Genomic DNA, 13121 nt, shown 5'->3' with positions numbered 1-13121 from the left:
GCATTCCTGGTTTGTTTGCCGATGGACCGGCAACCTCAGTAGTCAATGAGTTGATGCTCGCGCAAGTAGGCGAGGATGACTTGTGCTTTTTCGACCGAAGTCCCACCATTTACGACGTTTCCGCCGCGGCTCTCGGTCGTCGTCGCCGACAGCATCCGGGCATGCCCTGAGCGCTTTTCGGCGGCCGCCAGCCTGACCGGCTTGCGCTCCGCAGCGCCGAGCGTCCATGTGGCGGCGTTGGCGTCTGCGAACCGCGCCGCAGGCGCCGTCCGAATCACGCCCGCCCGCAGCCGTGCGTAGGCAAAGCGCGGTTGCACATTGGCGAGCGGATGGACGGCCACCACGGCCGGCAGCACCGCCTCGACGCGACGGCGCAGGCCCTTCGGCAGGAACTGCCGCACGGTGACGCGCCCCTCAGCGATGTCGACATCGACGGCCGCACCGAGCAGCGGGCGGCCAAGCGCCGCGGCAACGTGGTAGGGCAACATCCCGGTGTCGTACGCGCCCTCCGCCCGTGTCCCGGTCAAAACGAGGTCGTAGTCCTTCACACGTGCGGCCAATGTGCGCGCGGCATCATCCGCTGCCCCGCAGGCCAGCACCTCGACTTCGCGTGCCCCGAGCGCCAGGTACTCGGCGAGGGCCGGCTCCGTGGCGTCACCCGCATGCAGCACCGCGAGCTGCGCGCGATGCTTGTCCGCCAGGGCCAGGCCGATTTCGAGCGCCGCGGCATCGTTGCGGCTATAGCGCGTAGCGCCGCTGACCGGATGACGGCCAATAGACACGAGCACCGCGATGCGCCGGACTTGTTGGGGGGCGTTCATGCTGCGGCTCCTAGCGGTTCGCGGACGCTGGCCGCTGCCGGCGCCCTTCCGTTGGTGCGGCGTGCGGCCTGCACCGCTGCCATCAGCGCCGCGATCGTCTCGTTCGCATCGCCGACGATGGTCAGGTTCGCGCGCTTGGCAATGGGCGCGCTGCCGTCCAGATTGACGGCGATCACGTGACGGCAGTCCTTGATGCCCTGCAGGTGCTGCACGGCGCCAGAGATGCCAAACGCGATATAGACACTCGCCTCTACGGTCTTGCCGGTCGCGCCGACCTGCTTGTCGCGCGTGAAATGGCCATTGTCGACGGCGACGCGGCTCGCGGCGATTGCTGCGCCGAACACGCCGGCAAGCTGCTCGAACGCGCCGATATCGGCCACGCCATTGCCGGCAGACACGATGAAGTCCGCCTCCTCGAGCGCGACCTGTGCGGCATCGATCTCCTCGAGGCCCAGGTCGCGATACGGCTGCGCACCATCGCCAATGCCGAGCAGGAAGTCGCCTGACAACGACTCGCCCGCGCCGGTGAACGGGAGCTTCGTGTCGACCGCGCCCGGCGCAAGCAGGATCACGTCGGGCAGCGAGCGTGTCGCAAAGGCGCGTTTCACCTGTGCGTAGGTGCCGACGTGGCCCGCGTCGATCTCGACCACGTGCGTCGCGACGCTCGCACCGGTTGCGGCCGCGTAGCGGCGGCCCAGATCGCCATCGCCGGTCGCGTTATCCGGCAGGAAAAGATGTTTAGGCGACAGCGCGGCCGCGCAGGCCAGCAGCGCCCGCAGTTCGGCATCGGGCGCAAAGGCGCGGCGATCGAAGGTGGGCAGGGCAATGACCTTGTCGGCGCCGAGCGGTGCCGCGTCGTCCTTCAGTTCGCCGAACACCAGCAGCGCGACCTCGGTCTGCGCATCGGCAAGCAGCGCCGCCGCGGCGAGCGCCTGGCACGCATGGTCGTCCAGCGCGCCGCGCTCGCTGTGCGCGACAACGAGCAGCACGTGCCGCGGATCGCTGACGGCGCGGCGCGGCCTTGCCGCCGTGCCGTGGCCGTGCGCGGACCAGTGTGCAGCGTTCGGATCCGCGCTGCCGGTCTCGCCGAGTGTAATCCTTCTCAGGCCGGCCGCTGTGATCACGAACGGCCGACGTGGATCGATACGTGGGATCTGGTTCATCGAGTCACTCCAGCGAGGCCGCAACAAGTTCGGCCACATCCAGCACATCCGGGCGTGGACCGACGACGCCTTCGAGCATTGCCGTGCAGTTCGGGCATCCGACCGCGACCACTTCTGCACCTACTGCACGTGCATCGGCGATGCGGATATCAGGGATGCGCTGCTTGCCCGGGATATCGGTCAGCGGCGCACCGCCCCCGCCGCCGCAACAGCGGCCGCGCATGCCATGGCGCTCCATCTCCACCACCTTGATGCCGATCGTCTTCAGCAGCTTGCGCGGCGCCTCGGTCTCGCCGTTGTAGCGGCCGAGATAGCACGGGTCGTGATAGGTGGTGACTTTTTCGCGCAGCGCCTCGACCGCCTTCGGCGCGATACGGCCGCTGTCCGCCAGTTCGGCGAGATAGCTCGTGTGATGCTTGACCGTGACGCGCAAGCCCAAGGCGCGATACTCGTTGCGCAGGCTGTGCATCACGTGCGGATCCGCCGTCACGATCTGCCTGAAAGACAAGGTACCGAGCGTGCCGATCAGGCGCTTCGCCATCTGCTGGAACGTCGCCTCGTCGCCGAGACGGCGGGCCACATCGCCGGTGTCCGTTTCCACGCCACCGAGCACCGCATAATCGACGCCAGCCTTGTTCAGTACCTTCACGAAGGCCCTCAGCGTGCGCTGATAGCGCATGTCGAAGGCGCCCTCGCCGGCCACGATCAGCACGTCGACCGTCTTGCCCCGCTGCGCGACCGGCGCATTCAGGTCGACCGACCAGTCATAGCGCGCCGCGGTGTCGTAGCCGCCCATCGTGCCGGTCTCGCGCAGGTTCGCGAGCACTTCGGCCCCTTTGCCAGGCACGGTGCCGTGGACGAGCGTCTGGTTGCGGCGCATGTCGACGATCGCATCGACGTGCTCGATCAGCATCGGGCATTCCTGCACGCAGGCCCGGCAGGTCGTGCACGACCACAGCGTCTGCGCATCGATCAGGCCTGACACGATCGGGCCATTCGGCTCCCCGCGGTGTCGGCCGACGGGGATGCCCGGCGTCGGGGTGCCTGCGTATGCGGCGTCGCTGCCGCCCGCCATGCCGATCACCAGATCCTGAATCAGCTTCTTCGGATTGAGCGGCTGGCCCGAGGCGAACGCGGGACACGCGGCCTCGCACTTGCCGCACTGCACGCAGGCGTCAAAGCTCAGCAGCTGGTTCCAGCGGAACTCCACGGGCTTGGCCACGCCGTACTCCTGCTTCTCGATCTCGGGCAGCTTGAGCGCGGTCGGCGGGGTGGCGGTGCCGCTGCCCGTGTATGAGTCCGACTTGCCAGCAAACCGTTCCTGGCGCGGATGGAACGCAAGATGCATGAGGCCGGCAATCGCATGCTTCATCGGCCCGCCTTTCGCCGCGCCGAACGTCATCGCGAACGCACCGGCGCCGATCAGCAACGCGCAGACTACCGCGAACGCGCCCGACATGACGCCAGCCGGCACGGCCACGTAGAGCACGAGACCGAGTGCGAACGAACCCAGCAGCCACGGCAGCGTGTTCCATGGCCCCTTCGACAGACGCGCGGGTACGTCCTTCGCGCTCCGGCGGCGCCAGACGAACACCGCGCCAACCAGCATCGCGAGCGCCGCGGCGAAGATCGCCTTGTCGAGCCATGGCGAATAGATCGCCAGACCGTAATTGACGAACACGAGCCCCAGCGCACCAATCGCGCCGCCTGCCGTGGCGACGTGCGTCCTCGCGATGTACGGATCACGCGCGACGACGTGGTGCAGGTCGACGAAATAGCGCTTCGGGATGGCCAGCAGGTTCGCGATGCCGAACGATCCGGGTGCGGTCGCCCGGCCGAGCCGCCAGTACGACGCACGCTTCACGACCGCGAATGCGAGCCCCGCCACCGACAGCCACAGCAGAACGGTAATCAGGAGGGACGGGTTCATCGTCAGAAATCCTTCACGAGCCGCAGCGCGTCGTAGATCGCGCCGTGGATGTTGTGCATCGAGATGCAGTCGCCGACGCGGAACAACAGGAAGCGGCCGTTGCCGAGCGTTTCCGACAGGCTCGGCTGCGGCTCCGACGCAAACAGCTTGTGCACGTCGACCTGGCCGCGATTGAGCGATTCCGGCTTGAGCTTCCAGTACAGCGCGTCGTTCGGGGTCGAGCCGTTCTCGATCACGACCTGGTCGACCGCGCGTTCCTCGAGTTCTTCCGTGTACTCGTTGCGCAGCACCGCGATCTTCTTGCCGCCCTCCTCGTAGACACGATCGAGCCAGTAGTTCGGCGTATGGATCACGCCCTGCGCGTACAGGCGGCGATAGAAGATCGGGAAGGTGGTGCCGCCGCAATCATCGGCAACCTTGACGTCCGGCGTCACGATCTCGACCTTCGCGCCGCGGCTCGCCAGGTAGTCGGCCACGCCTGCACCGGCGTGCGTGCTCACGCCGTCATAGACGAGCACGTTCTCCTTCGCCTCGACGCGGCCGGCCAGCACGTCCCAGGAACTGACCGCGAGCCCCTCGGCCACGGCCCAGCCCGGCACCTGATCGGAGAATGCCCGGCCGCCCGTAGCGAGCACGATGATGTCCGGCTTCTCCGCCATGATCATCTTTGCATCCGCTTCAACGCCAAGGCGCCGGTCGACGCCAAGGCGCTTGGTCTCCATGTCGAACCAGCGCACGATGCCCTGCATCTGCTCGCGCTGCGGTGCCTTGGCAGCGAGCAGGATCTGTCCGCCGACTTCCGTGTTCTTCTCGAACAGCACGACGTCGTGGCCGCGTGAGCGCGCGACGCGTGCCGCTTCCAGGCCGGCCGGTCCCGCACCAACAACCACCACCTTGCGCTTCGGGCCACGCGACTTTTCGATGATGTGCGGCATCGTCGCCTCGCGCGAGGTCGCGGCGTTTTGCACGCACAGTACGTCGAGGCCGTTGTACTGACGGTCAATGCAATAGTTCGCGCCGACGCATTGCTTGATCTCGTCTTCGCGGCCGTCGCGGATCTTGATGACCATGTGCGGGTCGGCGATCTGGGCGCGCGTCATGCCGACGAGGTCGACCATGCCGTTCGCGAGCAGGCGCTCGGCCTGGCCCGCGTCGCGGATGCTCTGCGCGTGCATCAACGGTACCTTGATCACCGACTTGATACCGGCGGCCAGATGCACGAACGGCTCAGGTGGCAGTGCCATCGGCGGCATGCAGTTTGCGAGCGTGTTGTGCGTATCGGCGCCGGAGCCGACCACGCCGATATAGTCGACGAGCCCGGACTCGGACATCGCCTGCGCGATCTCCTTCAGTTGCTCGTGATCGAGACCGTCTTCATGGAACTCGTCGCCGCACATGCGCAGCCCCACGCAGAAATCCTTGCCGACCACCTCACGCACCGCCTGGAGCACCTCCACGCCGAAGCGCATGCGGTTCTCGAGGCTACCGCCCCACTCATCGGCGCGGAAGTTCGTGCGCGGGCTCCAGAACTGGTCGATCAGGTGCTGGTGGGCGGCCGAGATCTCGATGCCATCCATGCCCGCGTCCTTCACGCGCTTCGCGGCTGCCGCGAAGTCGGCGATGATGCGGCGGATCTCCTCGACCTCGATGATCTTGGCGTTGCCACGGTGCACGGGCTCGCGCACGCCGGATGGCGTCATCAGGTGTGGCCAGTGCTCGCCATGGAACGCCGAGCGGCGTCCCATGTGTGTGGCCTGGATCATGATCTTGGCGCCATGCCGGTGCATCGTCTCGGCCAGCCGCGACAGCGGATCGATGATCTTGTCGGTCGAGAGGTTCACCGACTTCCACCAGCCCTGGGGACTGTCGATCGACACGGGGCTCGAGCCGCCGCAAATTGCCAGGCCGACGCCGCCCTTTGCCTTCTCTTCGTAGTAGCGAATGTAGCGGTCACCTGGCAGGCCGCCCGGCTCGGCATACACTTCCGCGTGCGCGGTGCTCACGATCCGGTTGCGGAGCGTCAGCTGATTGAGCTGCAAAGGTTTGAACAAGTGGGGATAACGCATCGCGGACGACCTCTGGCGTTGGTGTGTCTCGTATTTCTCGTAGTGCGGACGGGCTTCGGTGTCAGCGCGCGATCGGCGACACTTCGAACACGCAGTGATCGTGTCCTTCGGCCGCGCACTGCACTTCCTTCGACTGCGCGCGCGGTGCGCCCTTGCCTGCGTAAGCGGTGTCGTTGACCCAGTCCATTGCGCCGGCGAACCAGCCGGCGAACATGTAGCAAAGCTTGCCGCTCTTTTCCGGCTGCTGGAGCACGAATGACGAGTGGCGCAGCGCGATGCGCGCGCTAGCCGTCGCCGGATCGGCCTGGAGGATCGAGAACAGGCCCCAGCCGCGCTGCGACAGCCGCTTCAGGTAATGCTCGAACACGGCCATCCCACTGATATCGTGCAACTGCGCCTCCTTATCGCACCAGTGGTAGGCGGACTTGTAGCCGGCCTTGTAGAGGATCTCTTCGTATGCCTCGCGCCCGAGCGCCTCTTCGACGGCGACGTGGTTGTTCGTGAAGAAGTGGCGCGGCACGTAAAGCATCGGCAGCGCGTCGGTGGCCCAGACACCGGTTTCGGGATCAACGTCGATTGGCAGTTGCGGTTGCATCGTGGTAACTCCGTGAGGAAAGGCACGCCGCGGTAGCGTTGCGTAGACGCGGCGTCGCGCGCGAGCGCGCGCTATCGCGCACGCCCGTCCCGTTTGTGGTGATTTGATGGAAAGCTGGCGCGGTGCGGGGGTCAGGCGCCCCACACTTCCTTGAAGATGCGCACCCAGTTCTCGCCCATGATCTTGCGGATGCGAGAGGCCTTCCAGCCAGCTCGTTCCATCGCCGCGGTCAGGTTCGGAAAATCGCCGATGGTGCGGATCCCTTCAGGGTTGATCACCTTGCCGAAGTTGGTCAGGCGCCGGTAGCGGCCCTTGTCATGCGTCAGCATGTCGAAGAACTCGGTGCTGTAGCCCTGCGTGAAGTCGGTGCCGATGCCGACCGCATCCTCGCCGATGAGGTTGACCACGTAGTCGATCGCTTCGATGTAGTCGTCGACCGTCGCCTCGATTCCGCGCTTGAGGAACGGCGCGAACATCGTCACGCCGACGAAGCCGCCCGCATCGGCGATCTCCTTCAGCTGCGCATCGCTCTTGTTGCGCGGATGTTCCTTGAGGCCCGACGGCAGACAGTGCGAGTAGCAGACCGGCTTTTTCGAGAACGCAATCGCCTCGGACGAAGTGTTGCCCCCAACGTGCGACAGATCGACCATGATCCCGACGCGGTTCATCTCGGTGATCACCTCGCGGCCGAAGTCCGACAGGCCGCCGTCGCGCTCGTAGCATCCGGTGCCCACCAGGTTCTGCGTGTTGTAGCAGAGTTGCACGACGCGCACGCCCATGTCGGCGAACGCTTCGACATAGCCGAGGTTGTCTTCGAAAGCGTGCGCGTTCTGGAAGCCGAGGATCACGCCGGTCTTGCCCTCATGCTTTGCACGGTGGATATCTTCCGTGGTGCGCACGAGCGTCAGCAGTTCGCTGTTGTCGCGAATCGCCTGCTTCATCAGCGCAATGTTGTCGACGGTCTTGGTGAAATTGTCCCAGACCGAGACCGTACAGTTCGCGGCCGTGACGCCGCCCTTCTTCATGTCTTCGAACACCGACCGCTCGAACTTCGAGATGTTCAGGCCGTCGATAATGATGCTGTCCTGGTGCAGCGGGCTCATGGGGGGCTCCAGTCTTATCGTTCGTTCGGGTCAGTAGATCGGGAAGCGATCGCACAGCGCGAAGATTTGCTGGCGCACGCGCTGCTCGGTGACAGCGTCGCCCTCCGGATTCGCGCGCAGCGCTTCGAACACCTCGAGGATCAGGCGGCCGATCTCGCGGAACTCCGCAACACCGAAGCCGCGCGTCGTGGCGGCCGGCGCGCCGAGCCGGATGCCGGACGTGATGGTCGGCTTCTCGGTGTCGAATGGAATGCCGTTCTTGTTGCAGGTGATGCCGGCACGTTCGAGCGCCTGCTCGACCTGCGTGCCCTTGAGCCCTTTCGGGCGAAGATCGACCAGCAGCAGATGGTTGTCGGTGCCGCCGGTGACCAGGTCGACGCCGCCTTCCTTCAACACTTCGCCGAGGGCCTTGGCGTTCGCGAGCACGTTGTCGATATAGGTCCTGAAGTCCGACGTCATCGCCTCGCCGAACGCCACCGCCTTGGCTGCAATCACGTGCATCAACGGGCCACCCTGCAGCCCGGGGAACACGGCCGAGTTGATCTTCTTGGCGATTTCTTCATGATTGGTCAGCACGAATCCGCCGCGCGGGCCTCGGAGGGTCTTGTGCGTCGTCGAAGTGACGACGTGGGCATAATCGACCGGGTTCGAATGACGGCCCGCAGCAATCACACCGGCGATGTGCGCCATGTCGACCATCAGCTTCGCACCGACGCTGTCGGCGATCGCGCGGAAGCGGGCGAAATCGAGCTGGCGTGGATACGCGGAGAAGCCGGCGATGATCAGGCTCGGCTTGTGTTCCTTCGCAAGCGCTTCGACCTGGTCATAGTCGATCAGCATCGACTCGCGGTTCACGCCATACTGCACGGCGTTGAACCACTTGCCCGACAACGCCGGCTTGGCGCCATGGGTCAGGTGGCCTCCCGCGTCCAGCGACATGCCGAGCACGGTGTCGCCCGGCTTCGTCAGCGCGAGCATCACCGAGCCGTTCGCCTGGGCGCCCGAGTGGGGCTGCACGTTGGCAAAGCCGGCGTTGAAGAGCTGCTTCACGCGCTCGATCGCGAGCGATTCGACTTCGTCCGCAAATTCACAGCCGCCGTAGTAGCGCTTGCCCGGGTAACCTTCGGCGTACTTGTTGGTCAGTACCGAACCTTGGGCTTCGAGCACCGCGCGCGACACGATGTTTTCCGAGGCGATCAGCTCGACTTGCGACTGCTGACGCTCGAGTTCCTTCGAAAGGGCGCCGCGAACCAGCGCATCGCGCTCGGCCAGGGGCTGCGAGAAGAAAGACTGGGTGTTCGACATAGAGGTCCGTGTGGGATGAAATGGCTGAGGACGAGAGGCCCGCGGCGCCAGGTTTGTTTGCCGGAGCGGCACAGCGTTGCCAACGGATCTATTCTTGTCGTTCGCGTTTTTGGCCGATTGATGAATTCAGACGCGTTCTTTTCCATTTCCGCCATTTGCGTCCGATTTGCACAAGCGGCCGGAAAGCGCACCGCAACGGTGCGTGGCGCGTTGCATGTGCGGCGTGTCACGAGTGCGGCGCAGCAGAAAACCCGTCCGCCATGCTGCCTGCGAGGCACCCCACGAAAGTTCTAGGGTTTCGCCGTATGGCATGCTTGTTGCGGGTGACTTAACAATAAGTAAAAAGCATCGGGCCTTTTCCGCGAAGGCCGGAAACGCACCTTAAAAAATTTGAAGGACGCCCCCATGTCGACCGATCGCACCGCGTCGTTAGCTCACTTCGCGTTCATGCCGCTCCCCAACTTCACCATGATCGCGTTCACCAATGCGATCGAAGTGCTGCGCATGGCGAATTACCTGAGCGGGCAGGAGCTGTACCGCTGGAGCATCATCAGCCCGGATGGCGGGCTGGTGACGGCGAGCAACGGCCTGGCGCTCGACACTCAGCGGGCAGACAGCATCGGGCGTCCCGACATCGTGTTCGTTTGCGGCGGCATCGACGTGCAACGTTCGACGACAGCGGAGCACCTCTCCACGCTGCGGCGTGCGGCGCGCGAGGGCACCTTGCTGGGGAGCCTCTGCACCGGCACGTACGCCCTCGCGAAATCCGGCCTGCTGGCCGGCTATGCCTGCGCGATCCACTGGGAAAACATGTCCGCACTCAAGGAGGAGTTTCCCGACACGCGCTTCCTGAAGGAACTGTTCGTGATCGACCGCGACCGGATCACGTGCACGGGCGGAGTCGCGCCATTGGACATGATGCTGAACCTGATCACACGTCGCGTCGGTACTGCGCGAGTCACGCAGATCGCGGAGCAGTTCATTGTCGAGCACGTGCGCGACACGAGCGCGCAGCAGAAGATCCCATTGGTCGCACGCCTGGGCTCGGCGAAGAAGTCCCTGTTCGAAGTGGTCTCGCTGATGGAGAACAACATCGAGGAGCCCCTGTCGCGCGAAGAGCTAGCACGACTCGCAAGCCTGTCGCAGCGGCAGTTGCAGCGCCTGTTCCGCGACCATCTCGGCATGACACCGACGCATTACTATCTGACGTTGCGCTTGCGCCGTGCGCGGGAGCTGCTGCTGCAGACGGATATGTCGATCATGCACATCACCATGGCATGTGGCTTCCAGTCCGCGTGCCACTTCAGCAAGAGCTACCGCGACGAGTTCGGCGTCGCGCCTACGCGCGAGCGCAGGGCGCAGAGCGCGCCACTGGCGAAGTCGTCGGGGCACGGATCGTCTTCAGTGATGCTGCACGCGTGAGCGTTCGGGGGAAGCGGCAGTGAAGCACACTGCCTCAAACGGCAAAACGGGCGGCCGCAAATCGGCCGCCCGTTTTGTTTCTGCGCTAATGGTCAGGCCGCCAACAGCCCGTGCGGATCAATGACGAATTTGCGTGGCGCGCCGCCATCGAACTGCTTGTAGCCTTCCGGCGCCTGATCAAGGGGGATGACCGTCACATTGACGATTTCGGCAATCGGCAAACGATTGTGAAGGATCGCCTGCATCAGGTTGCGGTTGTACTTGAGGACCGGCGTCTGGCCCGTATGGAACGAGTGCGACTTCGCCCAGCCGAGGCCGAAGCGGATGCTGAGGCTGCCGCGCTGCGCCGCTGCATCCTGGGCGCCCGGATCATCCGTTACGTAGAGGCCCGGGATGCCGATCGCCCCGGCGGGCCGCGTGATTTCCATCAGCGAATTGAGCACCGTGGCAGGCGCCTCCTCCACGTAGCCGGACGAGCCGTGGCCATGCGCCTCGAAGCCGACGCAGTCCACCGCGCAGTCGATCTCGGGCGTACCGAGAATCTCGGCGATCTGCTCGCCGAGCGTTGCGTCCTTCGACAGGTCCACGACTTCAAAGCCCATCGCCTTCGCGTGCGCGAGACGCGCCGGGTTCATGTCGCCGACGATGGTGCAGGCTGCGCCAAGCAGGCGGGCTGATGCGGCGGCAGCCATGCCTACCGGGCCCGCGCCGGCGATATAGACCGTCGAGCCAGGCTTCACGCCCGCGGTGACGGCACCGTGATAGCCCGTCGGCAGGATGTCCGACAGGCAGGTGAGATCGCGGATCTTCGCCATCGCCTGGTCGCGGTCGGGAAATCTCAGCAGGTTGAAGTCGGCATACGGCACCATCACGTACTCGGACTGCCCGCCGATCCAGCCGCCCATGTCGACGTACCCGTAAGCTCCCCCCGCGCGCGACGGGTTGACGGTAAGACAGACGCCGGTGTGCTGCTCCTTGCACATCGCGCAGCGGCCGCACGCGACATTGAACGGCACAGACACCAGATCGCCAAGCTTCAGCGTCTCGACGTCGCGGCCGATTTCGATGACCTCGCCGGTGATCTCGTGACCGAGCACAAGGCCGGTCGGTGCGGTCGTGCGGCCGCGCACCATGTGCTGGTCCGACCCGCAGATGTTCGTGGTCACGACCTTGAGGATCACGCCATGGCCAATGGCCCGGCCGCTGGGATCGACCATTTTCGGATAGTCGATCTTCTGTACCTCGACCTGGCCCGGCCCAAGATATACGACGCCTCGGTTGCTGCTCATCGCGTTGTCTCCATGTCTTGTTGAATCGTGCCGCAGCCACGGCGATCGGCGTGGCATGCGCGGCAGCGTCTTCGAGCGTATTCGGGGATGCCGGCGCGGGATGTCCAAAACCCGACAGGCGCTTGCACGGCGGCGACATCGAGCGCGCCGTCCCCTACCGACATCGCCGCGCCGCGGACATCCCCCGCAACACCGATCGCAATCTTCTTCGACCAGGTCGTCGGAGAAGTTCCGGTCAGAACTTGTGGCGAATCGCGGCGCGAACCTGGAACTGGCTCGACGTCGATGATGCGTTCGCCGCCCCGGGCAAGTCAGCCATGTCCAGTGCGGTGCCGGTCTTGCCTCCGGCGACACGCTGGTAAGCACCCTGGATATAGACGTCCGTGCGCTTCGAAAAGCTGTAATCCGCCATCAGGCCAAAGGAATGAACTTTCGGCTTCGCGTCGCCGGACGAGGCGTTGAAGTGCTCCAGCGTAAGCGTGTAGGCTCCGCCCGCATAGAAGGCGGGCGTGAACTGATACTTGAAATTCACTTCGAGGTTCTGGAACCGGAGCGAGTTCAACGTGCCGTTCGCCGGCAGGATCGAGCCGGAGATGTACGAGGTGGAAAGCGGTTCGTTCAGGTTCGAGTTGGAGTAAGCGAAGCCTGCTGTCGCCGCGCCGAAGGTGTAGTTGATGCCGGCACCGAAGATGCGCAAGCGCTTGGCCAGGAAGTTCTGGTCGCCGCCGTTATTGATGGCGCCACCCGAGGTGGCCGACGGGTTGTCCGCCTGCAGATAGGCCGCAGCCAGCAGCAAGCCCCCGCTCGCATACTGCATGCCTGCGCCGTACTGGCGGTTGTTGGCAAAGCTGGTGTCGTTGCTGAAGCTGTAGGTGCCGCCGAACTGGAAGCCGCCAAACGACGGACTGGTGTACTTGACTGTGTTGTTGACGCGGAACGAGTAGATCAGGTTGTCGTTATCGTAGGGGTGGCCGAACATGGTCCCGCCCCAATTGCCGGCAACGGTCGTCGGCGCGAGATAGTCGATCACCGAATCATACTGGCGGCCGAGCGTGACGCTCCCCCATTGATTGTCCGAAAGCCCGACGTAGGCTTGCCGGCCGAACATCAGGCCACCCTGCGCTGCCTTGCCGTTGCTCGCATTGAAGCCGTTCTCGAGCTGGAACAATGCCTTGAGGCCGCCGCCCAGGTCCTCGGTCCCCTTCAGGCCCCAGCGGCTGCCCTGGGCAAAGCCGCTTGCCAACTCGGTCAGGCTATGTCCACCGACGTTGTTCGTGTAGTTGATGCCTTCATCAACAATGCCGTACAGCGTGACGCCGCTTTGGGCAAAGGCCGACGCAGAACACATCAGCGCCAGCACCGGCCCGGCAATCGCTCCCTTTTTCATTGGATTTCCTCCTCGTATGAACTTGGCTCGTACCGCCGCC

10 protein-coding genes are annotated in these 13121 nt (G+C 64.8%); 1 reads left to right on the top strand and 9 read right to left on the bottom strand.

Annotation, left to right across the window (positions count from 1 at the left end):
• Positions 1-35: 35 nt before the first annotated feature.
• The 7 genes from ACIGJG_RS24825 to ACIGJG_RS24795 all read right to left on the bottom strand — a co-directional run bounded on the left by ACIGJG_RS24825 (position 36) and on the right by ACIGJG_RS24795 (position 8983).
• Positions 36-821 carry an electron transfer flavoprotein subunit beta/FixA family protein gene (locus ACIGJG_RS24825; RefSeq protein WP_483673141.1) on the bottom strand — a complete coding sequence of 262 codons (786 nt, stop codon included), beginning with the start codon at positions 819-821 and terminating at the stop codon, positions 36-38.
• A complete protein-coding gene (locus ACIGJG_RS24820) occupies positions 818-1984 on the bottom strand; it encodes an electron transfer flavoprotein subunit alpha/FixB family protein (protein ID WP_011300931.1) in 1167 nt (388 codons plus the stop codon). The genes ACIGJG_RS24825 and ACIGJG_RS24820 overlap by 4 nt, the downstream gene beginning before the upstream one ends.
• A gap of 4 nt (positions 1985-1988) precedes the next feature.
• On the bottom strand, positions 1989-3914 hold the full coding sequence (locus ACIGJG_RS24815; RefSeq protein ID WP_483673140.1) for a (Fe-S)-binding protein: 1926 nt from the start codon (positions 3912-3914) through the stop codon (positions 1989-1991).
• Between the two features lie 2 nt (positions 3915-3916).
• A complete protein-coding gene (locus tag ACIGJG_RS24810) occupies positions 3917-5980 on the bottom strand; it encodes an NADH:flavin oxidoreductase (protein WP_011300933.1) in 2064 nt (687 codons plus the stop codon).
• A 61-nt stretch (positions 5981-6041) separates the two neighbouring features.
• Entirely contained in the window at positions 6042-6575 is a 534-nt protein-coding gene (locus ACIGJG_RS24805; protein WP_483673139.1) for a DUF5943 domain-containing protein, read from the bottom strand.
• 131 nt (positions 6576-6706) lie between these two features.
• Positions 6707-7678, bottom strand: coding sequence for a dipeptidase (locus tag ACIGJG_RS24800; protein ID WP_483673138.1), 972 nt, complete (start codon positions 7676-7678; stop codon positions 6707-6709).
• 30 nt (positions 7679-7708) lie between these two features.
• The gene (locus ACIGJG_RS24795; protein ID WP_483673137.1) at positions 7709-8983 is read right to left on the bottom strand and encodes a serine hydroxymethyltransferase; all 1275 of its coding nucleotides are present in this window, start codon (positions 8981-8983) and stop codon (positions 7709-7711) included.
• Between the two features lie 405 nt (positions 8984-9388).
• On the opposite strand from ACIGJG_RS24795, the gene ACIGJG_RS24790 reads away from it, so the two are divergent.
• Positions 9389-10405, top strand: coding sequence for a GlxA family transcriptional regulator (locus tag ACIGJG_RS24790; RefSeq protein WP_011300937.1), 1017 nt, complete (start codon positions 9389-9391; stop codon positions 10403-10405).
• A gap of 92 nt (positions 10406-10497) precedes the next feature.
• Here ACIGJG_RS24790 and fdhA read toward each other — a convergent pair whose 3' ends face one another.
• Together fdhA and ACIGJG_RS24780 are read right to left on the bottom strand one after the other, a co-directional pair.
• Positions 10498-11694 (bottom strand): formaldehyde dehydrogenase, glutathione-independent, encoded by a 1197-nt coding sequence (fdhA, locus tag ACIGJG_RS24785; RefSeq protein WP_011300938.1) that lies wholly within the window; start codon positions 11692-11694, stop codon positions 10498-10500.
• Between the two features lie 235 nt (positions 11695-11929).
• Positions 11930-13081: a porin gene (locus ACIGJG_RS24780; protein ID WP_011300939.1), complete on the bottom strand. Its 1152-nt coding sequence runs from the start codon at positions 13079-13081 to the stop codon at positions 11930-11932.
• Positions 13082-13121 lie beyond the last annotated feature (40 nt).

The sequence above is a fragment of the Cupriavidus sp. C1SS-2L genome (assembly GCF_057073735.1).
Note: the sequence above shows the minus strand (reverse complement) of the source record. Positions and strands in the feature narration are given on the sequence as shown.

Bases quoted from the DNA above. Each gene is read 5' to 3' on its own strand.
- ACIGJG_RS24795 (WP_483673137.1), bottom strand. From the start codon at position 8,983: ATGTCGAACACCCAGTCTTTCTTCTCGCAGCCCCTGGCCGAGCGCGAT.
- ACIGJG_RS24780 (WP_011300939.1), bottom strand. From the start codon at position 13,081: ATGAAAAAGGGAGCGATTGCCGGGCCGGTGCTGGCGCTGATGTGTTCT.
- fdhA (WP_011300938.1), bottom strand. From the start codon at position 11,694: ATGAGCAGCAACCGAGGCGTCGTATATCTTGGGCCGGGCCAGGTCGAG.
- ACIGJG_RS24805 (WP_483673139.1), bottom strand. From the start codon at position 6,575: ATGCAACCGCAACTGCCAATCGACGTTGATCCCGAAACCGGTGTCTGG.
- ACIGJG_RS24790 (WP_011300937.1), top strand. From the start codon at position 9,389: ATGTCGACCGATCGCACCGCGTCGTTAGCTCACTTCGCGTTCATGCCG.
- ACIGJG_RS24815 (WP_483673140.1), bottom strand. From the start codon at position 3,914: ATGAACCCGTCCCTCCTGATTACCGTTCTGCTGTGGCTGTCGGTGGCG.
- ACIGJG_RS24800 (WP_483673138.1), bottom strand. From the start codon at position 7,678: ATGAGCCCGCTGCACCAGGACAGCATCATTATCGACGGCCTGAACATC.
- ACIGJG_RS24810 (WP_011300933.1), bottom strand. From the start codon at position 5,980: ATGCGTTATCCCCACTTGTTCAAACCTTTGCAGCTCAATCAGCTGACG.
- ACIGJG_RS24825 (WP_483673141.1), bottom strand. From the start codon at position 821: ATGAACGCCCCCCAACAAGTCCGGCGCATCGCGGTGCTCGTGTCTATT.
- ACIGJG_RS24820 (WP_011300931.1), bottom strand. From the start codon at position 1,984: ATGAACCAGATCCCACGTATCGATCCACGTCGGCCGTTCGTGATCACA.